At 52.4% G+C, this 20849-nt stretch carries 23 protein-coding genes; 7 read left to right on the top strand and 16 right to left on the bottom strand.

From position 1 onward, the window contains the following. Window positions 1-90: 90 nt before the first annotated feature. The 4 genes from ACYVC2_RS22150 to ACYVC2_RS22135 form a co-directional block, all read right to left on the bottom strand. A complete protein-coding gene (locus ACYVC2_RS22150; protein ID WP_461105820.1) occupies window positions 91-462 on the bottom strand; it encodes a hypothetical protein in 372 nt (123 codons plus the stop codon). A 4-nt stretch (window positions 463-466) separates the two neighbouring features. Next, window positions 467-1240, bottom strand: a complete 774-nt coding sequence (locus tag ACYVC2_RS22145) for a DUF5958 family protein (protein ID WP_461105818.1) — start codon at window positions 1238-1240, stop codon at window positions 467-469. Between the two features lie 137 nt (window positions 1241-1377). After that, window positions 1378-1662: an osmoprotectant transporter permease gene (locus tag ACYVC2_RS22140; protein WP_461105816.1), complete on the bottom strand. Its 285-nt coding sequence runs from the start codon at window positions 1660-1662 to the stop codon at window positions 1378-1380. Window positions 1663-1837: 175 nt separating this feature from the next. Continuing rightward, window positions 1838-4390 (bottom strand): TonB-dependent receptor domain-containing protein, encoded by a 2553-nt coding sequence (locus ACYVC2_RS22135; protein ID WP_461105814.1) that lies wholly within the window; start codon window positions 4388-4390, stop codon window positions 1838-1840. Window positions 4391-4819: 429 nt separating this feature from the next. Here ACYVC2_RS22135 and ACYVC2_RS22130 point away from each other — a divergent pair, with 429 nt between their 5' ends. The 3 genes from ACYVC2_RS22130 (at window position 4820) to ACYVC2_RS22120 (ending at window position 6902) form a co-directional block, all read left to right on the top strand. Beyond that, the gene (locus ACYVC2_RS22130; protein WP_461105812.1) at window positions 4820-5686 is read left to right on the top strand and encodes a DMT family transporter; all 867 of its coding nucleotides are present in this window, start codon (window positions 4820-4822) and stop codon (window positions 5684-5686) included. Between the two features lie 401 nt (window positions 5687-6087). Further along, a complete protein-coding gene (locus ACYVC2_RS22125; RefSeq protein WP_461105810.1) occupies window positions 6088-6414 on the top strand; it encodes a hypothetical protein in 327 nt (108 codons plus the stop codon). Between the two features lie 107 nt (window positions 6415-6521). Beyond that, window positions 6522-6902 (top strand): hypothetical protein, encoded by a 381-nt coding sequence (locus tag ACYVC2_RS22120; RefSeq protein ID WP_461105808.1) that lies wholly within the window; start codon window positions 6522-6524, stop codon window positions 6900-6902. A gap of 20 nt (window positions 6903-6922) precedes the next feature. Here the strand turns inward: ACYVC2_RS22120 and ACYVC2_RS22115 are convergent, their stop codons facing one another. The 3 genes from ACYVC2_RS22115 to ACYVC2_RS22105 form a co-directional block, all read right to left on the bottom strand. Continuing rightward, entirely contained in the window at window positions 6923-7333 is a 411-nt protein-coding gene (locus ACYVC2_RS22115) for a response regulator (RefSeq protein WP_461105806.1), read from the bottom strand. Between the two features lie 179 nt (window positions 7334-7512). Continuing rightward, a complete protein-coding gene (locus ACYVC2_RS22110) occupies window positions 7513-8202 on the bottom strand; it encodes a response regulator (RefSeq protein WP_461105804.1) in 690 nt (229 codons plus the stop codon). Then, window positions 8199-11192 (bottom strand): sensor histidine kinase, encoded by a 2994-nt coding sequence (locus ACYVC2_RS22105; RefSeq protein WP_461105802.1) that lies wholly within the window; start codon window positions 11190-11192, stop codon window positions 8199-8201. Before ACYVC2_RS22105 ends, ACYVC2_RS22110 begins: the two co-directional genes overlap by 4 nt. A gap of 296 nt (window positions 11193-11488) precedes the next feature. Between ACYVC2_RS22105 and ACYVC2_RS22100 the strand changes: the two genes are divergently transcribed. Next, window positions 11489-11695 (top strand): hypothetical protein, encoded by a 207-nt coding sequence (locus tag ACYVC2_RS22100; RefSeq protein ID WP_461105800.1) that lies wholly within the window; start codon window positions 11489-11491, stop codon window positions 11693-11695. 163 nt (window positions 11696-11858) lie between these two features. Here the strand turns inward: ACYVC2_RS22100 and hemF are convergent, their stop codons facing one another. The 3 genes from hemF to ACYVC2_RS22085 all read right to left on the bottom strand — a co-directional run bounded on the left by hemF (window position 11859) and on the right by ACYVC2_RS22085 (window position 14343). Further along, window positions 11859-12785 (bottom strand): oxygen-dependent coproporphyrinogen oxidase, encoded by a 927-nt coding sequence (hemF, locus tag ACYVC2_RS22095; RefSeq protein ID WP_461107214.1) that lies wholly within the window; start codon window positions 12783-12785, stop codon window positions 11859-11861. 25 nt (window positions 12786-12810) lie between these two features. Further along, window positions 12811-13437, bottom strand: coding sequence for an AlbA family DNA-binding domain-containing protein (locus ACYVC2_RS22090; protein WP_461105798.1), 627 nt, complete (start codon window positions 13435-13437; stop codon window positions 12811-12813). A 423-nt stretch (window positions 13438-13860) separates the two neighbouring features. After that, a complete protein-coding gene (locus tag ACYVC2_RS22085) occupies window positions 13861-14343 on the bottom strand; it encodes a hypothetical protein (protein ID WP_461105796.1) in 483 nt (160 codons plus the stop codon). Between the two features lie 314 nt (window positions 14344-14657). On the opposite strand from ACYVC2_RS22085, the gene ACYVC2_RS22080 reads away from it, so the two are divergent. Together ACYVC2_RS22080 and ACYVC2_RS22075 are read left to right on the top strand one after the other, a co-directional pair. Further along, on the top strand, window positions 14658-14807 hold the full coding sequence (locus tag ACYVC2_RS22080) for a hypothetical protein (protein WP_461105794.1): 150 nt from the start codon (window positions 14658-14660) through the stop codon (window positions 14805-14807). Window positions 14808-15713: 906 nt separating this feature from the next. Beyond that, window positions 15714-16016 (top strand): ArsR/SmtB family transcription factor, encoded by a 303-nt coding sequence (locus tag ACYVC2_RS22075; protein WP_461105792.1) that lies wholly within the window; start codon window positions 15714-15716, stop codon window positions 16014-16016. 268 nt (window positions 16017-16284) lie between these two features. Here ACYVC2_RS22075 and ACYVC2_RS22070 read toward each other — a convergent pair whose 3' ends face one another. Beyond that, window positions 16285-16467 (bottom strand): hypothetical protein, encoded by a 183-nt coding sequence (locus tag ACYVC2_RS22070; RefSeq protein WP_461105790.1) that lies wholly within the window; start codon window positions 16465-16467, stop codon window positions 16285-16287. Window positions 16468-16857: 390 nt separating this feature from the next. Here ACYVC2_RS22070 and ACYVC2_RS22065 point away from each other — a divergent pair, with 390 nt between their 5' ends. Next, on the top strand, window positions 16858-17247 hold the full coding sequence (locus ACYVC2_RS22065) for a hypothetical protein (protein ID WP_461105788.1): 390 nt from the start codon (window positions 16858-16860) through the stop codon (window positions 17245-17247). A gap of 134 nt (window positions 17248-17381) precedes the next feature. On the opposite strand, the gene ACYVC2_RS22060 is transcribed toward ACYVC2_RS22065, so the two are convergent. The 5 genes from ACYVC2_RS22060 to ACYVC2_RS22040 form a co-directional block, all read right to left on the bottom strand. Further along, entirely contained in the window at window positions 17382-17855 is a 474-nt protein-coding gene (locus ACYVC2_RS22060; protein ID WP_461105786.1) for a Dps family protein, read from the bottom strand. 147 nt (window positions 17856-18002) lie between these two features. Continuing rightward, window positions 18003-18302, bottom strand: a complete 300-nt coding sequence (locus ACYVC2_RS22055) for a hypothetical protein (RefSeq protein WP_461105784.1) — start codon at window positions 18300-18302, stop codon at window positions 18003-18005. A gap of 51 nt (window positions 18303-18353) precedes the next feature. Next, window positions 18354-19355 carry a type I glyceraldehyde-3-phosphate dehydrogenase gene (locus ACYVC2_RS22050; RefSeq protein WP_461105782.1) on the bottom strand — a complete coding sequence of 334 codons (1002 nt, stop codon included), beginning with the start codon at window positions 19353-19355 and terminating at the stop codon, window positions 18354-18356. A gap of 119 nt (window positions 19356-19474) precedes the next feature. Then, window positions 19475-19771 (bottom strand): GNAT family N-acetyltransferase, encoded by a 297-nt coding sequence (locus tag ACYVC2_RS22045; protein WP_461105780.1) that lies wholly within the window; start codon window positions 19769-19771, stop codon window positions 19475-19477. Window positions 19772-20029: 258 nt separating this feature from the next. After that, window positions 20030-20179, bottom strand: coding sequence for a hypothetical protein (locus ACYVC2_RS22040; protein WP_461105778.1), 150 nt, complete (start codon window positions 20177-20179; stop codon window positions 20030-20032). Window positions 20180-20849: the final 670 nt, after the last annotated feature.

Here is a 20849-nt window from a genome sequence, read left to right as displayed (position 1 = left end):
TCGACGCGTTTGGCGGAGGTAGTAGGCTGGCAGGAGAAGTTGGCTACGGAGAAAGACTTTCAGTACCTCTAAAGCAAGGCGCACACCCGCTTAATCAATGGGTATCGTCTCGATTTTGCCGGCCTTCGGGTAGACCAGCAGCAACCTCTCCCACTTATCTTTCGTGATGGTATCGCCCACGTGCAGCTGTTGGCGGTAGGCGCTGTCGACCAGGAAGTTAGCCGTTTCTTTGGTGTCGATGTCGGTGTAAGCTACGTCAAGTTTCGGCCGGCTACCAGACCGGTCCGTTACTACCCGCTGTATCACCGCGTTCAGTCGTTTGCCGACGATGGGGCTGGTCTGGCTATCGGCCGTGGTGGGCGCGTCTTCGCCCATGTATTCGCGGTATACGTAGATCAACCCGATGGCAGCCAGCAGACATCCGGCCAGCAGGGTATACGTGATCAGTCGCTTTTTGGTCACCTGCTTAAAAAAGTCCAGTATGATAGGTTTCTCGTATATGTCGTTCCATTACGTCGAACAGGACCCGGTTGGCCTGGTGCTGGTCTAAGCCGTACCGGATGGCCAGGGCTTTTTCTACGGACTGGTGCAGCGCGGCCATCGACCAGTTGGTTTTATCCCTGATCTGTTCAATCGAAAGAGTAATGATTTCATCGTATCCTACAAACTCAAAGTGGGTCTGCAGCTCCGGTACCGGCTCAGCCTCGGGCTTATTAGACGGGTGCTGCGGGTATTTATCATGCCATAATTTGGCCATGCTGACAAACTCACTCCGAAAGCTGGGATTGTTATACACCTCATCGACGACCGTCCGGTGTTTTATCAGGACAGCCTGTATCGTTTCCGGATTCGACAAATCCCAGTAGTGCCAATCCGATGTGTCAGCCGACAGCCGATGCCGCTGGTACGTTTGTTTGAACAAGGCCATCAGCAACCGGTAGCCCGACTCCAGTTCATCTGCCGACAGGCTTTTCCTCAACCGGACCCGGCTGCCCGATCGGTGATGTTTCAGGACGGCGTCGGAGAGCGACGTATCCGTTAAACCGCTGTCGACCAGCGCCTGATCGATCTCTGACCCGGTCGGCTTTAGTTGCATGATCAGCCGATCCAGCTCAAAAAATTTTATCCTTTTTCCAAACCAGTCTGCCAGACGGAATTGCCCAAGCAATTCATCGGCGGCATTGACGCCCTGACCAAACCGGTACAGGGCGACTTCCTCATCCAGGCTCATCCGTGTCATGATCAGATTCCTTTAATGGAAAAACAACCATGAAGATACGGGCCGGATTTACCAATAGCAACGGTTTTCGGATATGATCCCGGCGGCATCACACCAGGATATCAGTAGACTAACTCAGATTTCCCTCAGGCATTCGCTTAATTCCAGCGGGGATTCAAAAGTAGCATGAGCGCCATCAGCAGACCGTATAAGACACCTGGAATTGCCAGAAGAGCCAGCAATGCCGCCCCCCAGCCACTGTATTGATGCGTATGCAGCCAGTAGCCGCCCCCAAGTATAGTACCCAGACCTGTCAGAATTAGCATCCACAACCCCAGGTTATCGGCCGAGACGGACCCATCGGCCATGCCGATGAAAAAGAAATAAAAAAAAATCAGGGCAATGAGCGCGTCGATGGCCCATAAAATCCAGAAAAGTGACATGCCTGTGGTCGGGTTAAAGGGTGGTTTGCCTGGTTCAACTCAACGATGGAGTATCATACGGCATCGCTAAATTGATAAACCAGCCTCCTTTATGCCAGTGGAAATTGACAACAGGCGGCATTCGGGCGATAACTACCCCAAAACCGCCTGTATTCGCAGCCCTCTTCCGACCCGCTTAGTTGCTGCCTCCCCCAATCCGTCCCTGCTCTTCTTCGACACCCGACCGACGCTGGCGGGCAGTTTTCAGGTTCCGGTTGCCGAAGTTATACGTAAACGTCAGCCGGGCCACACGGCTTTCCCACTGGTTGACAAAGCGGATGTTGGTAGTGGCAAAATTGCTGTAGCCACCCGACCGCATCGTGTGTAGCAGGTCGCTGACGTTGAATCGCAACGAAGCGGCTTTGTTCCAGAGGGATTTCTGCACACCCAGACTCAACTGGCCCATACCCCGGAACTGCATCATCCCATACACGCCCGGCGAATTGTAGAAGGCCGACACTTCAGCCGTCAGGCCGTAGGGCAGCACGAAATTCTGGTTCAGCGTCAGGTTGGCCGACAGTCGCCGGTAGTCGAGTCGGTGTCCGGCATAGTCGGCGTTGTAGGCGTTCCAGAAGACATTGGCCGTGGGGCGGGCCGTCCACCATTTGGTGATCGTAATCGGCAAACCGATGCTCAGGTTGAGATTATCCAGCGCAGCCAGGTTCACCACGGTGGTCCGCAGTACCCGCTCCTGCTGATCGTTGACACCCGTAATAACATCGGTGGTGTGGTTGTAGCTCAGGTTGATGGTCGTTTCGTTCTTGTACGTATACCCCACCTGAAAGGCGTTGGTGTACTGCGGGCTCAGGAACGGATTGCCCTGGTAGTAGGTGTAGGGGTCCATTACGTAAATGAACGGGTTCAGGTCCTGGTAGTTGGGCCGGTCGATGCGTCGGCTGTAGGAAAGCTGCCACTGATGCGCCGGGCTGGCTTTATAGGTCACAAACGCGCTGGGAAACAGGTTGAGGTAGTTCCGGTCGACCACTTTGCTCAGGGTAACCGAATTGCCCAGCGAACGGGTATGTTCGGCCCGCAGCCCGGCCTGTACCGACCACTTGCTCCAGTCGCGGCTGGCGTTCAGGTAAGCCGCCACAATGGTTTCGTCGTACAGAAAATGGTTCGTTCGGGCCGGGTCGGGTACGTAGCCGGTTTCGGTCAGGGTTTCGAAGCGCACGTCGTTGTCTGAGGTTACGTAGGACATTTTACTCCCGGCTTCGAGTCGGCCACTTTTGCCCAGCGGGTGGACGTAATCGGCTTTGGCAGCACGAATCACGATGGTCGAGGGTGGCAGGTTCCGCTGCACGAGTTCGGGCTGGGTTTCTTCGCCCCCCGCGCCGAAATAGCGGGTTCGCATGTTATCCTGCGGTCGGATGGTCACACGTGAGTAGTCTACATCGATCGTCAGTTCCCGACCCAGGGTATCGAAGGCGTGTTTCAGGTTGGCGTTGGCCGCCAGCCGGTTCAGACCGCGCGTCGAGGCATTGATCATGGTGATGTTCTGCTGAAGCTGGCCGGTGGCGTTATAGGTCAGATTCTTACTATCGATCGTCGCCTGGGTATTGCTGATCATGCCGTTGAGCATCAGCCCAACGGTGGTGCGTTTGCTCAGTGAATAATCCGCACCAGCTTTATAGGTATGGTTTCGGGCCGCGTTGGGCCGATACCCGAGGTTATTGACTGTCGTCAGTGAATCGCCGGTGCCGAACTGCCGCAGCGCATCGACCGAACCAAAACTTTCTCGGTAGTCGTAGTTGTAGTTACCGAACAGATTCCAGCCACCCGCCCGGTGATTCAGAGTCAGCCCCGCCGACGCTTTCGGAAACCGACCGTAGCCGCCCCCTACCGTGGCGCTGCCGCTGGTGCCCACCACCCGGCGTCCGCGCTTCAGCCGGATGTTGATGATGCCGGCATTTCCGGCTGCGTCGTAGCGGGCCGACGGATTCGTAATGAGTTCGATGGTCTCGACCCCGTTAGACGGCGTGTTGCGCAGTAGGTTGACCACTTCCTGCGCCGACAGATAAGTCGGTTTGCCATCGATCATGATCAGCGTGCCTTCGCGCCCTTTGAGGGTAATTCGATCGTTCTGGTTATCGACCTGCACCCCCGGCGCTTTCTCCAGCACTTCCAGAGCTGTTCCACCTGCCGAACTAATGCTGCTCTCGACATTGATGACGGTTTTGTCGGGCTGCTGCTCGATAAACGGCTTTTTGGCGGCTACAGTCACTTCGCCCAGCGTCTGCGACGATTGCGTCAGCGTAATCAGACCTACCTCGGTCCGCACCTGCCCGGCCGAAATTGTAAACGGAGCCGACGTCGCTTTTGCGTAACCGACTACCTGCGCCGTAACCTGATAGGTACCTGGTTCGATGCCTTCGATAACATACTGACCGGAAGCATCGCCTATTGCGCCTTTTACGAGCTGGGTTGCCGAAACGGGTTGGCCGACGGACGCAGATGACCCAGTTGTGGGAGCCGCTTTCATTAAGAGGACCGTAGCAAATTCGACCGGCTTACCGGCGGCATCCCGAACCAAACCCGTTACGGTGGCCCGGCTAAGTTGCTGGGCGTAGGTGACCGAAGCGGCTAGGCTGGCACTGAGGAACAGAATGAGCCCCATCAGCCCAAAATCGACACCTGAACAGGTAAGAAAATAAGCCATGGGACGACGAGAGGAAAGGTAGCGTTTCATAGAATTGTGTAGTGTTCATTAGACGCTACAAAATTGGCTACCTGCCCGACGCGCATCAATCGCACAAACATGTGAAAAGGGCCGAATGGCGCCCTCCAACGATGTGATTTTATACGTAATAATCAGGAATCCGTAGGAAGTGGATGGAAGTTTCGAATAGATAGTGTGCCGGTTGAACCGGCTCACGAGCCGCGGGTTGGGCGTATTTCCAGAAGCGAAGCCGCCCTGATTCCTAAAACCCGGTCGGTTCCCTATATTTGCCGAAACTTCATCGTTATGAACTGCCAGAGTTGTCTTTCGCCCCCCTGCCTTTAAATTTTCGATGACCTGTCGACTGCCTGATTCAACCCCTGTTGGGATGGGCTTGCTGTGGGTCGACGTTTACTCCATTGATCATTTAAACTTCTATATTGGGTTTAGACAATTTGTATGAAAAAATCCTATCTGGTACTACACCTGGCGGTAGTGCTGGCCGGCTTTACCGGTGTGTTCGGTAAGCTCATCTCACTGAATGAAGGCCTTCTGGTCTGGTATCGCGTCTTTTTCTCCGCCATCTGGCTGTTTCTTATCATCAGGCTGTTCGGCATCAGCACGGCCATTGTTCGCCAGGAGAAGCTGGACATTGCCAAAGTTGGCTTGTTTATCACGACCCACTGGGTGTTCTTTTATGCCAGTATCAAGTACGCCAATATTTCGATCGGGGTTGTCTGCTACTGCCTGACGAGCTTTTTTACGGCTGTTTTCACTGGATTGATCAGAAAGAAGTTCGCCGGCTCGGAGCTGTTGCTTAGCTTGCTTACCCTGGCAGGCATTGGCCTGATTTTTCACTTCGATACGTCTTATCAACTGGGTATTGCTCTCGGCACGGTTTCTTCTGCATTTGCCGCTCTATACACCATCTACAACGAGCGATTGGTGCAGCGGTACGATAGCCGGGTGATCAACTATTATCAGATGATTGGCGGAACGATCGGTTTGGGCCTGCTCCTACCCGTCTATCTTTATTTCTTCCCGACGACGAGCCTGATTCCGGGGCCGAAAGACACGGTTTATTTAGTGCTGCTGTCCTTGTTTTGTACCGTTGGCCTGTATGTTCTGTTCGCGGAAAGTTTAAAGAAAATACCGGCCTTCACGGTCAACCTGAGTTTCAATCTGGAGCCGATTTACGCTATTATCATGGCTTTTCTGTTCTTCGGTGAGAGCAAGCGGGTAAATGCTTCGTTTTACGTTGGCTTACTGTTCGTGATGGCCTCTGTGGTATGCCAGAGCGTCATTTCCATTCGAAGAAAAGGCTGAAAATCAGAGATCTAAACCGAAAGGCCGATCCTTGATTCAAGTTGACATATCCAAACCTGAAGTAGGTTTACAAGAGCCTTTTGATGAAAAGGTCGATTACAGGAATACACGTCGTATCTACCAGACCCGCCAGACTGGAAATCGATCAGTTATCAGTTTGGCACTCGCTAACCTGAAAAATAAACTGTAGCTGGTTACCGGCTCAGGAGGTGCCGTAGCTAAACCAGGCCAACTGGTTGCCCAGGTTCGCCAGTGCGACGGCAAAAGAAACGAGGCTATTTTTCTGAACAATTCGCCGTAAACCGCGTTTAAGCCTGAAAGCCAGTAATTTACCTGTTCATCTGGACGACTCTCCTTCACTTCTCTGAATTGGCGGTCAGCATTTCTTAAATCACCAATCCATGAAGTTTTTTCTACCCTCAGCCACCAGCGACGAGCAAGCCGAACGGGTTCATACCCGTATTGCCAACCGATTAAAAGAGATAGGCTATGAGCTAACCGCTCATCGAATGGCCAGCGTGGTGTACCGACGCGAAGGCAAACTAGTTACCGACACGGTTGGCGATCCCTCCGACAATGACGAGATCGTGTTGGCGATCTTTAAAAACGAAGTGGGTTATTTCGTCTGTACGTACAGCCAGGGCGCTGTTTGGGGGCATCCTGCCACAGTTCGTTACTCCATGGTTGAATCGGCAGAGGGTTTTGACCAGACCGATCTGTACGAATAAAAACGGGAATAGGGTAAAAAGCCAAAACTGAAACGTCAACCAGTAGAATAGCTCTAAAGGGTTATTTAAAGGTAGCCTCGTGTACCATTCACTAAACAATCAGTCCCATGACTATCACGTTCGAAGCTGTTAACTTACCATTTAAAGTAGGCGACATCATTTATGTCAATGAAAAGCATGAGCAACGATCCGCCGATAAAGCAGAAAAAGTATACCCTTATTTTGAAGCCCAAATCGAACGTATCTTCTTCGATGGACGCCTGGAAGAAATGAGCGTTATTACTGAACCCGTCGATACATTTGAAATGAAAGTTTCGACAGCGGTCTATGTCGTCAAACCGACCGGCAAATACAGCGATTTGATGCGTTTGCCGATTCGAATCAACCTACCCATCAAAGAACTCAAATTGTTTGCTACCGAAGACGAACTGAAAGAATACCTTCAGGATCAGGACCAGATCGAAAAGGAGATCATGCCGAATCCATAGACCTAAAAACGGCGTCGTAATCACTCGTTCTGGCTGGTTTCAAGCCAGTATTTTCCTACTTGAGTAATCATCTCCATCTGCGCGCCGAATTCAATCTGTTTTCTCACGAATGAGTTAGCCCCCGCCATGTACAAGGCCCGTATCTCAGACGAATCAGCGTCTGCACTCATAATCACTACCGGAATCGCCTGATAAGCCGGATTCTGTTTTATCTGAAGCAAGGTCTGATAGCCATCGAGAACGGGCATGTGTCGATCCATCAAAATCAGCGTGGGCCGCAATGCTGTCTGAGCCAGCCCGTTCAGCAACGCCTGGCCATGCTCAAACAGGTACACCTGGTAATCTGGAAAGGATAAAGCAAATATTTTCTGGATGATAAACCGCAAATCAGGCTGGTCATCGACTACATAAACAAATCTCCCTGTATTCATAACTCGCTTTTAGCCAACTTACTATCGTTAAAAGCGGGCTCAGCCTAAAAAGAGACGGCAGCCATATTTTGTTTATAAATACCACTCAGCCAGCACTCTTTTCAAGGGGGATGATTTGTCTTTTCTTAAAACTGTTATGTATTGAGCCTAACTAGCTACTGCCTACTAACGGCTCCCTTTCATACCAGACCTTCACGCATGGCTTTCAGTATGGCTTCGGTCTTAGAGTTGACCTGCAGCTTGTCGTAAATATGCCGGATGTGCGAGCGGACCGTGTCGATGCTGATGTGCAACTCGTCGGCAATGAGTTTGTAGCTGTAACCCGCCACCAACCCCTTCACGATGTCGAGTTCGCGAGCCGATAGTTTATAGTCGTCCGGATCGGGGTTAGGCACTGGAGCGCCAACGCCCGGCAGGGGTTTACCGGCGGGCAGGGCGTTCTGCTGCTGAAAAAACCGCAACACCTGCCGGGCAACATTGGCCGTCATGGGCGACCCGCCCCGGTGTACGTCGAAAATGGCCGCAATGATCTCCGACGGGGGCGTATGTTTGAGCAGATACCCGCTGGCCCCGTTCCGGATCGCCTGAAAAATCTTTTCCTCGTTGTCGAACACCGTCAGCATCAGCACCTGGGTTTGGGGCAACACCGCTTTCACGAGTGGCACCGCTTCGATGCCGCTGATGCCGGGCAGATCGATATCCATCAGCACGACATCGGGCTGTAGGGTGCGAATTTCGTCGGTCAGGTTGCGGCAGTTGCCAAACGCGCCGAGCAGTTCCAGACCCGGCGTGGCCTGGAATAAAAACGAAATTCCTTCGCGCAGGTCGCGGTTGTCTTCGTAGTAAACAAGCTTGATAGAGTCCGTCATAACTTCGTCAATAAGTTTATCTGTGTGCCCGCTCCGGGCGCTGATGTCAGGGTTAAGTTGCCTCGGATTTCGCGCGCCCGTTTGTGCAGGTTCGGCAATCCGTTTCCCGGCTGTACCGATCCTGGGTCGAAACCCCGGCCATTGTCGCTGATGCGTAGGTGTAATTGCCTGCCGGTTTCGATCGTCAGGCACACGTCGATGCGGGAAGCCTGGGCGTACTTCACCGCGTTGTTGATGCTTTCCTTGACGATCAGGTATAGATTCCGGCGCTGCTCGACGTTCAGGCGGGTTTTCTCGAACTGCTCCGATACCTGCATGTGAAAGACAATACCCTTGGCTTCGGCCATTTTCAGCCCGAATTCCCGCATGCGGGCAACGACATCGTCGAGCCGGTCGTTTTTGGTCTGAATGGTCCAGATGATATCCTGCATCGACTCCGACAAAGCCGTGGCGCTGCTGCTGATGCGTTGCAGGATCGGCACGGCGTCGGGCGTCGTGGGGGCTATCTGTTGCTGCACGACATCGCTGAAAATCCGGATGCTGCTCAGTGTCGACCCCATGTCGTCATGCAGGTCGGTGGCAATGCGATCCCTAATCCGTTCGAGCCGTTGCCGCTGGCGTTCGCGGTACTGGTAGAGGCCGTACAGCAGACCGACACTCACCAGCCCGACCAGCAGGCGAAACCAGTCGGTTTTCCAGTACGGAGGCACCACCCGGATCGCCAGCGACGCGCCCGTTTCATTCCACACACCGTCGTTGTTGGCGGCCTTCACCCGAAGGGTATACGTGCCCGGCTCAAGGTTGGTATACGTAGCCGTCGGGTCGTCGGTCGGCACCCAGTCCGGATCGAAGCCGACCAGTCGATAGGCATACCGATTTTTTTCGGGCTGGCTGAAGGTAAGGGCGGCAAAGTCGACGGCCAGGGTACTTTCACCCGGCTCCAGCCGGATCGAAGAGCCGACCAGCCGTGGCTGGTTATTTACCCGGATTTGGGTGATGACCACCGGGGGCGGCACGGTGTTCTGGCGAAGTCGTTCGGGTTTCCAGTAATTGAAGGCGTCCAGATAGCCCGTAAACAGCTGCCCCTGCCGGTCGACGCTGATCTGCCCGAACAGCGTATTTCCAAACAATCCATTCGCCCGGTTGTAATAGCGGAAGCGTCCCGTCTGCGGGTCCAGTTCATGCAGTTGATTGTCGGACGTCAGCCAGAGGTGTCCGCGCCGGTCTTCGGCAATCCCAAATACGTGATCGGCCAGCAGCCCGTTGGCCAAGGTATAGGTCTGATCGACCCGCCCGCTGGTATCGGCCCGTACCAGAAAATCGATACCAGCCACCCAGAGTTGTCCGCGGTCGGTAACGAAAAAGGTACTGTGCAGCCGGTCCGACGGTTGCACCGGCACCACCGAACCGTGCACCCGAATGCGTCGGGTCTGCTGGGTATACGGATTCACCCGGAACAGGCCCGCGCGGGTTTGCGCCCAGATTTGCCCGAACGGATCGGTCTGGAGCCGGCTGATGCCGTTTGCGAACAACTCCGGGGGCAATCCGTGCCAGCGCTGGATGCGGTTCGTCGTCGGATCGTACCAATGGAGCCCATCGAAGGCCGTCCCCAGCCAGATGCGTCCATCCAGGCCCCGGCAAAGGGCGAGTAGACTTACGTTATTTCTTCGATCGGCCGAACCGACGTCCCGCCGGATTTGCCATCGACGGGTTTGAGGGTCATAGATTGCCAGGCCGCCGGTCCTGCCGATCCACAAACGCCCCTGTTCGTCCTGGGTCAGGCAGTGGTAGTCCGGATCGCTCAGCGAGGGGTCATTTCGGATGGCCTGCACTACACCCGTTTGACGGTCCCACCGGTACAGGCTATTGCGCGACAGCACCCAGTACCACGAGTCGTGCCGGTCGTCTTGCCGGATGGTCTCGACCTGTTCAGCGGTTTCGGAGGGCGTAGTCCGGAGCCATTTACGACCAAATTTCAACGCTACCGGATCGACCTTGACCACGCCTTTCGTCGTACCCATCCACACGATACCCGTTTGCGCGTCGGTCTGGATCAGGCCAACGGTTCCGCCCGGAAAACTCAGCGGGTCGCTGGCCATAGGCGTAAACTCCGTTTTGCGGCCCGCCGGTGGTCCATACGTCATGAGCCGGTTGGGGCTACTCAGCCAGTAGAACGGCCGACCGTCGGGCAGTCGATCCTCTGCCAGCGCCGTAAGGCCCGCCGGACCAGTCAGCAATTTCAGAAAGCGGTCCGTTGCACCATCGTAGCGGTAAACCCCCGAGTGGTTCGTTAGGACGTATAACTGGCCCTGCGGCCCCTCAACCATAAATTCTACCGACGCATGCGCGCTGGCTTCGCCAAACTGATACGTGTACCGGCGGGTTGCCGGATCGAACCGATAGATCGCTCCTCCGTGGTGAACCCACAGCCGGCCCCGTCGGTCCGGCATAGGCGTGGCGTAGCTGTTAAGCCGGATGAGGGGCAACGGAAAAGCGGTCAGGCGTCCTGTTCGTGGTTCCAGCCGGTACAACTGTGCTATCGACGCGAACCAGCCATTCCCGTCCGAATCGAACCGGACGGGCGACACAAAATCATTATCGGCCAGCTGATCGCGCTGTTCGGGCAGGGCCAGGTTTCGAAACCGGTTCGTTTGGGGATCATACCGGCATAAGCCCCGGTTGGTCGACACCCAGAGAAATCCGTCGCGATCCTGCGCGATACCGTCGTTGACGATGTAATTGCCCGGTAAGCCATCCGGCCGGCCGGTCCGCCGGAACACCGTGAACTGTAAGCCATCGAACCGATTCAGACCGTTGACCGTACCGAACCACATAAATCCGCGCCGATCTTTCAGCATAGCCGTAACCAGATCGTTGGACAGACCGTGATCGGTGGTAAACTGCTCGAAAGAGACGTCGGATGGCTGCGCTGGCAACCCCACGGATTGGAGCATCAACAAGCCCCATACCAGCCATCGTCCGAACCGCATACATTCAGTTGTCATTGTATAACCAAAGATACGGGTCTCAGCGGGCGGTGTGCAACGCCAGGCTGTCGCATAAAGATGTGATTTTACCCGACCAGGCCGTTTGTTCCGTTTACCGGGAAACGGCCTGAAAATTCTGCAGCCATGCCGTTGGCTCAAATCTGACCGACTCATCTGGCTCCTGTCAAACCAGATACCCCAGATGCTGGTTAGGATGATATTCCGGCGGGCCGAATAATCAATAAATCAGGCCGACGGTATAGAGATCAATCCATCAACGTTCGCTAAACCTTATTCCAATGGCAGATACACCCATTCAATTCCAACCCGGTGATCAGGTAGTTTTACTGGAAGGCAGCTCGCCCATGACCGTCAGAGCCGTAAAAGACGGGGGCCGTACCGTTACCTGTGTGAGCAGTAACGAAGATAATCCGCAGCCGCAGGATTTCGATGCCACCAAGCTTACCAAACTGCACAGCGGTGAGCAAACGGGCGCGAAAGCCTAGTGACCGGGAAACAAAAAATGCCAACTCCAGCAGAGTTGACATTTCTGACCCATGTTTTAAAGCTTATCTGCTCACTGTACGCAGGTAAACGACGAAGTGTTGCGTTCATAGACAGAAATTAATCTGCTTTTCACAAGCCGGTTAGTTTCTGTTTTTTTGTTGGTTAAACCCATTCCACGCCTTTTCGAAGCCAGTGCAGTGTTTGTTCCTCGCGGCTTGCGGGTTCGGGGTGGAAGTCGTAGATCCAGTTGGCCTGCGGAGGCATGCTCATCAGGATGGATTCCGTACGACCGTTGGTTTCAAGACCGAATTTGGTGCCCCGATCCCAGACCAGGTTAAACTCCACGTAACGGCCCCGGCGCAGCAACTGCCAGTTTTTTTCGCGTTCACCAAAGGGCAGTTCGCGATTCTGGTGCATAAAGTGCGTGTATATCGGCGCGAAAGCATTACCCACATCCTGCACAAAAGCAAACAGACTGGCTTTGTGGGCCGCATCCGTGGGTTTTAAATAATCGAAGAAAATGCCGCCGACACCCCGGGTTTCCTGACGGTGAGGGATGTAAAAATAATCGTCGGCCCAGGTTTTGAACGTAGGATAATAGTCGGGCTGATGGCGGTCGCAGACGGTTTTGAGCGACTGATGAAACCAGCGGGCATCTTCCTCGACTACGTAGTGGGGGGTCAGGTCGATGCCGCCCCCAAACCAGCTGTGGCCACTACTCATCTCGAAATACCGAACGTTCATATGGATGATCGGCACCATTGGGCTACGTGGATGAAGCACGATCGAAACCCCGGTGGCGTAGAATTGCGCCGGCTCGGTCAGGTTCAGCGTACGTAAGTTCGCTTCGGTCGCCTGGCCATGCACCGCCGAAAAACCCACGCCCCCTTTTTCGATCGTGTGTCCGTTACTCAGAGTTCGCGAGCGGCCTCCGCCCCCACCCGGCCGCTCCCAGCTATCCTCGCGGAAGCGGCCGGATTCGGTCTGCCCCGCGCTGTCGGCCGCTTCCAGCGCCAGACAGATGCGATCCTGCAGGTCCATAAAAAAACGGGTAATCGTTTCCTGCGTAACGAGTGGCTCTGATGTCATCATGCCCGCAAAGATACGACACGGATCACTCTCCCAGTTTCAGAGCAAACCGTACAGGCCGGGATTTATCGATCAAAATCAACAGGCCTCGTTCAGCCAGTTGTCGGAGCAGCTTGCTGGCCCGGTAATCCGAAATATTGATAAGTTTGGCAAAGCGGTCGGCGGTAATGTCGCCGTGTTTACGCAGATACTGAATCAGCGTTCGGGCCATCGGCGATCGAATCAGCTCCTGGTTGGCCATCTCAGGTGTGATGATCAGCTTACTGGTCGGAACCGATTTGTCTTTTGCGCGCACGTAAATGGTCCGTTTGCCTCCTTCGTCCAGTACGTAGTGCGGTTTCTCGTCGCTCTCTACCACGCGAATAACCAATACCTTGCGTCCATCGGGTGCCAGGGTTTCGTAGCTGACCGTCAGGCCTGGTTCGATAAACCGATCGGACGCGTCCTCAATCTTACCAACTTCCCGAAATTCCGACGATACGCCCATAATCCGGCCGTCGTCGGCGACCCCGATCAGCAGGGTTCCGCCCGAGGTATTAGCAAAGGCGGCCAGCGTACGGGCAATGCGCTGCGCCGACGAAAGTTGCCGTTTAAATTCCAGGCGGGTGTGTTCTCCCTGTTCAATCAGCGTATCGAGTTCATCGCGGGTCATAAGCAGGAAACCGTATGGTTGTTTATTTGTTGTAGCCGACGCTAACTAATCGCTAAACGTAAGCGTACATGTCAAGAAAGTTCGTTTATTTTCAATCAGTCACTTAACCAGGCTATTGCAGCTGGAATTTGGTTCGCCGTTTCCATAGATGCTACAGTTATTACGTTTATGACGTCTACGCATTTACATATACTCAGATATATAAATAGAAACGGAGAACCAGTTCCACAAATAAAATAGACGACCAGCTTTCGAAGCCGATCGATTCTTTTTACTATTCCACGAAAGCGAATAAAGGTATGTACCGAAAACCAGCGATTAGTCTTTTCACAAGAGGTCATAAAAAAAGCGGATGATATCCGCTTTATTGATAAAAATGGTATCGACTGAGCCTATGAGCCAGTGCATACGCCTAACAATTTCTTATTCCGAAACCGGATTCTGACGTTTACGACCGCGTGGTTTTCCGGTATATTCTGGCTTGGGGCTTTCGTTCGTTAATTTCAACTCGTAACCCGTTACACCTTCTTCGTAATCGAAAGGTTTTACCGTAAAGGAATGCTTGGTTTCGGCAAAATCGATTCCGCCTTTCTTGAGGATAAACGGCAAGGAAATGCTGTGACTTTTTGCGCCTTCCACTAAATCGAAGACTTCATCCTGCCCCTCGGCGCCCGGAATCAAGAACAGCGATTTGATTTTGCGTTTGCCTTCCTGAGTACCGATTTTAAACCGGCTGCTCTGAGGGTCGAACCCCAACTGAGCGATTGTTTTATCGGGAAATACCAGTTTACCGGCCGATGAAATATACCCCGTTGCGGGAACCGCTTTAGCAACGCTTTTCTTTACTTTCTTCGTGGCTTCGCTGTTTTCATCGGGCGAAAAGAACCGAATTTGTTTTGCTTTCATTTGATACTGTATTTTACGGGTTATGTCGTGACTGCGCACAAATATACTAAGTCTGGTTACGAAAAAAATAAAAATAGAGCGGATCGCTTTAATAAATAAAATGATGAACTGATTATAAAACATATTAACTAACTAAAATCAATTTCGACCATCGCTTTATGGCTGTTTACCTACTGGCTCCCTTAAAATTATCCGTAGATCTGGGTGACAATCTCAACGAGTCGATTGTATTCCTGCTAAACCGGAATCGCTTGAAGACCGCTGAATAAATCAATCCGGAACAGGCATTTTTACTTGATTTTTTAGCGCACCACATGAATGACGAAACGCCTTTTTTTGAAATAAATGCAAAAAAACAGCCAATAAAATCAAGTAATAGTTTTAGAATAATCGGTACTGAAGAGCAACTAATCGGTACGGTAAACCATCGACTTTCGATGACCATCTGGCAGAATCCAGCCTGATTTCTACCATAAAGCAGTGGCCTGGCCGACCACAACTACCGCTAGTTTACCCGAAACGGCGAGTCGAGAATTTGCGATCGGACTAAGGGCAGATCACCCTGTCGAAAACGATATTTTCAGAATTAGCCTAACCTGCAGTACAGGCTTACAAAATTTGTAAAGAAAATTCTATATTTGTACAATTCAAGGCTATTCTTCATCATAATGTATAAAAATAAGGCTTTGGCTAAACTGATTGCTTCCGGGTATACGCCTAGTGTTGAAGGCAGAGCTTTCGAGCAATTACTGGCACAATACAGGCAACAGATGTGGGAACAAACTCTGGGAACAAGGCTTCATTTAATCAAGGTGACAGGTAGCCTGCTCTGCGATAGATAAAACATTTTTTTATTTCGGTAACAGCCTATTCGTTCTGCCTTCATCCAGGAAGAATTTTCGTGTATGCTTTCTGTATCCTCGCAAGGTGCATACAGCCATCCGTAGTCGGTGCCTCCATTCGTGTCCGGGTTGGCATGCTCAATCATTCCCGTGTTTCCGTAAGCAGAATATGGTCATCTCCGATGCGCACGAGGAGCGAATTTTTTCGGCAAATTTTCTACCTTAGACGCTGAGAACAAACGACATAGTTTTAATTTTTCAAATTATTGTTCTCTTATAAAATCCAATCCTCTTGTTTCTCCGTACGTATTTCGTGGCCTCAACGAGCATAAATTTTCTACCTGAAATAACCCGTCCGGCATATGCCGCTGTTGAGTATTTTGCTGCTTGTCTAACTCAGGCAGGCCAAAATCGGATGTAGGGAAAGTCGGGTTCGAACGTATTGTTCCGGGGAGGTTGATGAAAAAAAATTAACACAATAACCTTTCATAAAGCCATTCAATCACTCTACTCCTTCTTTGTTTATCCATGACTTCCGTAAACTTAATTGATGACCACGTAACTGATCAGGCGGCCGAACTATTAAAGACGTTAGCTCACCCACTGCGAATGCGGATTGTCTTACTGCTCGCCGATCAGCCATCAATGAATGTCTCTACTCTGCAACGGCATCTGAAAATCGACCAATCCATGCTTTCTCATCAGCTGATCAAGATGAAAGATCGCGGGCTTCTGTCCAACGTTCGCCAGGGAAAAGAAATTTTTTACTCGCTGGCCGACGCTTCTTTCAGCCAGGTTATCAGGCTATTGCTCGATAAAACAAATGCATAGTGCTGACCTATAGCGGGTATCAGCCAGTAAGTTTTAGCGCGTATATACCCCTGCGGAGAAGGCTACCACATCTCCGCTGAGGTCTTTATTGGGCAATCATTTTGTAGGCAGAAACCGCGGTCTGCTTTTCGGTTCAGCCACTGCGCTTATCAAGCTTCACGGTATTCATAAAACAGTAACACCCCACAAAGGGCGGGGTGTTATCCTGCGGAACAATGCGTCCTGTCGCTACACAGGATTCTCATAGGTTAGGTAAGCTCATTCTGCACTAGTGCCCAGTGCTGCCACCGACTTTCGTTACGACGCTACTGGCGATAAAGGTGGTCGATTTAGTACCGGGTGTATACGTGCCGCTCGTGTAGAGGCCATTGACAATCGTGCCGGTAGCGCTGCTGCCGGTATAGACGGTATAGCTTTGGTTTGTCTTCAGTTTCGGGTTCGACAGCAGCATGGTCGTGTAGGCCCTCGGGATCAGGAAGGTTACGACTTCGGCTCACTGCCCGATTGCACGTTGATGAGCTGATTGGCGCTCCCGCCCCAGAATGATCGATGCCTGTGTACTGGCGCCCGCCGTCGGCTGACTGGCAAGCCTGGCAGCTGATTCCGACGACCCGGTCTCTAGGCCGGGCCCGATTGCCTGCACCAGAACGCTTGTCGCTGCCATCGACAGTATCCGAAAACGACCATTCGCTCAGTCGTCCCGCCGTCCCGCCATTCATCCAGGTGCAGAGCCGCTCCAGTAGTTTGTTATGCATAGTACCAGCCATCGCCTATACCTTTGGTGCATCAAACGGGAAGATCCCGCCTAGCATTCGAACCCAGAAACACATACATAGAAATCATGAAAGCGCTCATCAAACCTCTGCTCCTTGCTCTTACGGTTAGTTTTGCCTCAGCCGCAATGGCCGAAACCAACCCCAGCCGTCCGACCGCTGTGGCTACCTTTAAAACCGGGATATATACTAATACTTCGGGTAAGCTGAACATTGCGCTGGACAAAGATAAAGGCGGAGCCGTCGACGTGTTGCTGAAGAGCAGCACGGGAAAAATCCTTTTCGCTCAGCACATTGGTAAAAAAGAAACCACTTCGCGCCTTCGCCTGGATATGAGCGAACTGCAGGATGGAACCTATCAGGTCGACATTACGAACGGCGTAGCCACGACCACGCATACGGTAACCTTATCCACACAACAACCGAGCGCTCCTGGTCGCCTGGTTGCCCTGAACTAATTCCAGTCCCATCATTCTATACTTTTAAACACAGAGCGGTCCGCCGTTGCGGCACGGAGGTCACAGAGGATAATGAATGTTTTCTCTGTGATCTCCGTGCCGCAACGGCGGACCGCTCTGTGTTTAAATAACTCTTATTTCAGGTGGGCCCGCAACATCCAGGCAATTTTTTCGTGTTTTTCCATCAAACCGGTGATGTAATCGCTCGTTCCGGCGTCCTTGTGTGCATCGGCAAACTCATTAATGTTGCCCCGCAGAAATTCAATGATGCTTTCGTGGTCGCTCAACAGCTTTCGGATCAGGCTCCGGCTGTCGTTGCCATCTTCGTCCTGTTCGGTCAGATGGGTCAGTTGCAGGAAGTTTTTCAGCGTTGCCGGGGCGTAATGGCCTAGTTGACGAATGCGTTCGGCTACGTCGTCGACGATCTCGGCCGACTGGTTATACAGCTCTTCGAAGTACAGATGCACGGAATGAAAATCCATCCCTTCCAGGTTCCAGTGGGCATTCAGGGTTTTCGTGTAGAGCACAAATTCATCGGCGAGCAACTTAGCCAGCTGGTGCGCAACAACTTCCCGATTCTCGGCAGAGATCCCAATACTCGTTTGCATAAATAGTAGTAGTTAAATGGTGAAATTAGGTGGTTAATCAGGCAAAAAAACAGGTATTGCCTCCCCGCTTTCGAAAAGGACAGTATGAGCACTCAATGCATCCTTTCAGAAAGCGGGGAGGTCAAAAAAGCGATTGGCTATCGGCAGTTAGATTCGCCGTAGCTTCTCCAGAATTTCGGTAGAAACGGTATCGGCCGAAGCGCCGTAGCCCGTTACCATTAGCCCTTTCAGGCCCGATTTCGACTGGATAGCGTATACGCTGGCTTCGTCGGCCGGATCGGTGTCGCCTTCGTAGCGGTACACATCGACAATGTCGAACTCATCGGCTTTGAACTGAGCGGTCGGACAGACGATACGATCTTCTTCCAGGCGAAAATCAGTGGTATACCCTTCTTGTTGCAACGCTTCGATGGCTTTCGAAACGGTATCATAATGCAGTTGACCCATAGTGCGTGATGTTAAAATCGGGTGGTGCAAAATACTTCAGAAAGGCCGAAATCAAATGCGCTCGGCCAGAAACGCAGCCACTTCGGCCAGGCGGTTCGAGAAACCCCATTCGTTGTCGTACCAGGCCGCTACCGACAGCAGATTGCCTTCTTTGGCCGTCAGGGGCAAGTCGATAATCGACGAGTGCGGATCGGCCACGATGCGCGATGAAGCCCACTCGTCTTCCAGCACGTCCATCACCCCTTTCAGCGGACCATCGGCCGCGGCTTTGCGGAAGGCGTCGTTCACCTCCTGCACCGTACAGTCTTTCTCTGTAATCAGGTTCAGCTCGGCGATGCTTCCTGTGCGGGTCGGTACGCGGTAGGCTTTCCCGGTAATCTTCAGATCCTTCCAGATGAACTGCAGCGCCCGCGCGGCTCCCGACGACGACGGAATGATGTTTTCAGTAGCGGCCCACGAGTCGCGCCGGTCTTTCATCGGCTGGTCGGTCAGCGACTGGGTGTTGGTGTACGAATGTACCGTCGAGAACAAACCGTACTGAATCCCGAAGTTTTCCAGAATTACTTTCACGACCGCAGCCAGTGCATTGGTCGTGCAACTACCCATGCTGACAATGTGGTGACTGGCCGGATCGAACGTGTCCAGGTTGATGCCTTTCAGCAGTACGGCGTCGCAGTCGGCCAGGCTTTTGCTGGGTGCGCTGATCAGCACATACTTCGCTCCCCGGTCGAGGTGGACCTGTGCACCGGCGCGGGTGGTTGCCCGTCCCGTACAGTCGACTACCAGATCGACGCCCAGCGCAGCCCAGTCGGGCACTTCTTTGGCCGAGTTGATATACGGAATTTCCCGCCCGCCGATGGTCAGCTTACCCTCGCTGCCCGAAACGGGCTCGTGCCAGCGGCCGTAGTTGGTATCGACAGCGAACAAAGCCGCCAGAGTAGACTCGTCCCGGATATCCGAAATTGAAACGGGAACAAACAGGTCGTTTTTCAGACTAATGCGCAGGAACTGCCGCCCGATGCGACCGAATCCATACAAAGCAATTTTTGCCATACAATTAGAAACAGGGATTTTGATAAACTCATAAACAGAACAGACGCCGGCAAGGAATGTGCGAAAGTAACGAATCCGGCGCTAAAGGGGGAGCCGATGAACGAACCAGTATCTTGCCGTCAGGCTTCCTGATTCCAGATATCCGTATACTGATCCGGATGACGCCTGAACTGAGCCAGCACATACGGACACAGGGGAGTAACGTTCAGGTGGTTTGCCCGCACGTAAGCGACCATCTCATCGAGAAGCTGTTTGGCGTATCCCTTGCCTTCGGCCGCTGGTATTACCTCCGTATGAAAAACCGTCAGGTTGCTGCCGGAAATGCTGACGACCATTTCACCGATTTTCTCATTGGCTTCGTATAGATTGAAAGCGCCGTGCTTTTTTTCGTTCAGTTCCAGTTTTATGTCTGCCATGATCGTTTTTGGTAACTGCTCATCTGGCTAACACCGAAAACGCATTCGCTAGTTCTATCTCGGCGGCCGACGGTCGGTTGGCGCAAATCTACGCGGGCTAAGCATAACGGGCCCGGTACAAATCAACGAATCTATGGTAGTTTGAACGGATATAAGCTACCGACCGCTCCTTCGGCCATCCGGAGCCTGGTCATTGCCAATGGCTTGGACTATTCTGACTGGCGTAGGGAAAACGATTCACAGCGGGTTTCTTACACTTTAGCCTGCGTTTATGGCTATTGGCACAAAATGGTTTTTCCAGATCGCCGGTCCGGTGCCAACTTCGTAGCAGAAAAACGAACCGATCACGGCTTCGTGAGAAGAAGGGAGAAAGTCAGTGCCAGTCGTGATCGATCGCCGGTTTGCCATAAGTAGTTGAGAATATAGGTTTAAGAAGTAAGGGTTAGGTAATAGAGCCTCTGCGTTTGCGGGGGCTTTTATTTGTTTTTAGGCCAGTCCCGACAACAACTGAACCCCTTTCTTTTCTTTTTTTCAATGAATAAGCCCGATTGCCTGACGTTTTGTTTGTCAACCGTTTGTTCGCCTACCCATTGAAATCCAGGGCCATCGGGGTCATCTACTTCCAACCCTTGAGGCCACGTTTAGGTCCATGCAAAAAACTTCTCTCATGCGAATAATAGCTAGTTTATCTCTGCTCACCTTGCTGAGTTGCAACGGTCCTGACTTCGTCGATCAGCGATGCGTAAAAGGTCGCTTTATCACAGGCTACTGTGGCGGACTCGTTATTCAAGTACTGGATGGCATACCCATCGGTAGAGATTGGAGAGGTACTTCTTCGGTTCCTCTCCAGAATTGTGTCGTAGCCAATCTAGACACGCTTGCTTTTAATCGCTTAGCCAATATGGGCGTGCTACAAAGAGATTCTGTGTTTTACTTCCAGTATCGGGAAGGAGGCTACCCTCAGAAGGAATATGTACTTTGTGATCCGGCTCCTTTTCTCACTATTACAGCCGCGTCGGGAACCGGCTGTCAGTAGAGCAGACCGACCATTTCTAGCATCAAGGCCCGTTGTTTACCC

It is taken from the genome of Spirosoma koreense (genome assembly GCF_054777875.1).
This window is presented reverse-complemented; position numbering and strand designations above follow the sequence as displayed.

What these genes read in the sequence shown, in the direction of transcription:
- ACYVC2_RS22145 (WP_461105818.1), bottom strand. Translation starts at nt 1,240, where the DNA reads ATGACACGGATGAGCCTGGATGAGGAAGTCGCCCTGTACCGGTTTGGT.
- ACYVC2_RS22140 (WP_461105816.1), bottom strand. Translation starts at nt 1,662, where the DNA reads ATGTCACTTTTCTGGATTTTATGGGCCATCGACGCGCTCATTGCCCTG.
- ACYVC2_RS22135 (WP_461105814.1), bottom strand. Translation starts at nt 4,390, where the DNA reads ATGAAACGCTACCTTTCCTCTCGTCGTCCCATGGCTTATTTTCTTACC.
- ACYVC2_RS22130 (WP_461105812.1), top strand. Translation starts at nt 4,820, where the DNA reads ATGAAAAAATCCTATCTGGTACTACACCTGGCGGTAGTGCTGGCCGGC.
- ACYVC2_RS22125 (WP_461105810.1), top strand. Translation starts at nt 6,088, where the DNA reads ATGAAGTTTTTTCTACCCTCAGCCACCAGCGACGAGCAAGCCGAACGG.
- ACYVC2_RS22120 (WP_461105808.1), top strand. Translation starts at nt 6,522, where the DNA reads ATGACTATCACGTTCGAAGCTGTTAACTTACCATTTAAAGTAGGCGAC.
- ACYVC2_RS22115 (WP_461105806.1), bottom strand. Translation starts at nt 7,333, where the DNA reads ATGAATACAGGGAGATTTGTTTATGTAGTCGATGACCAGCCTGATTTG.
- ACYVC2_RS22110 (WP_461105804.1), bottom strand. Translation starts at nt 8,202, where the DNA reads ATGACGGACTCTATCAAGCTTGTTTACTACGAAGACAACCGCGACCTG.
- ACYVC2_RS22105 (WP_461105802.1), bottom strand. Translation starts at nt 11,192, where the DNA reads ATGCGGTTCGGACGATGGCTGGTATGGGGCTTGTTGATGCTCCAATCC.
- ACYVC2_RS22100 (WP_461105800.1), top strand. Translation starts at nt 11,489, where the DNA reads ATGGCAGATACACCCATTCAATTCCAACCCGGTGATCAGGTAGTTTTA.
- hemF (WP_461107214.1), bottom strand. Translation starts at nt 12,785, where the DNA reads ATGACATCAGAGCCACTCGTTACGCAGGAAACGATTACCCGTTTTTTT.
- ACYVC2_RS22090 (WP_461105798.1), bottom strand. Translation starts at nt 13,437, where the DNA reads ATGACCCGCGATGAACTCGATACGCTGATTGAACAGGGAGAACACACC.
- ACYVC2_RS22085 (WP_461105796.1), bottom strand. Translation starts at nt 14,343, where the DNA reads ATGAAAGCAAAACAAATTCGGTTCTTTTCGCCCGATGAAAACAGCGAA.
- ACYVC2_RS22080 (WP_461105794.1), top strand. Translation starts at nt 14,658, where the DNA reads ATGAATGACGAAACGCCTTTTTTTGAAATAAATGCAAAAAAACAGCCA.
- ACYVC2_RS22075 (WP_461105792.1), top strand. Translation starts at nt 15,714, where the DNA reads ATGACTTCCGTAAACTTAATTGATGACCACGTAACTGATCAGGCGGCC.
- ACYVC2_RS22070 (WP_461105790.1), bottom strand. Translation starts at nt 16,467, where the DNA reads ATGCTGCTGTCGAACCCGAAACTGAAGACAAACCAAAGCTATACCGTC.
- ACYVC2_RS22065 (WP_461105788.1), top strand. Translation starts at nt 16,858, where the DNA reads ATGAAAGCGCTCATCAAACCTCTGCTCCTTGCTCTTACGGTTAGTTTT.
- ACYVC2_RS22060 (WP_461105786.1), bottom strand. Translation starts at nt 17,855, where the DNA reads ATGCAAACGAGTATTGGGATCTCTGCCGAGAATCGGGAAGTTGTTGCG.
- ACYVC2_RS22055 (WP_461105784.1), bottom strand. Translation starts at nt 18,302, where the DNA reads ATGGGTCAACTGCATTATGATACCGTTTCGAAAGCCATCGAAGCGTTG.
- ACYVC2_RS22050 (WP_461105782.1), bottom strand. Translation starts at nt 19,355, where the DNA reads ATGGCAAAAATTGCTTTGTATGGATTCGGTCGCATCGGGCGGCAGTTC.
- ACYVC2_RS22045 (WP_461105780.1), bottom strand. Translation starts at nt 19,771, where the DNA reads ATGGCAGACATAAAACTGGAACTGAACGAAAAAAAGCACGGCGCTTTC.
- ACYVC2_RS22040 (WP_461105778.1), bottom strand. Translation starts at nt 20,179, where the DNA reads ATGGCAAACCGGCGATCGATCACGACTGGCACTGACTTTCTCCCTTCT.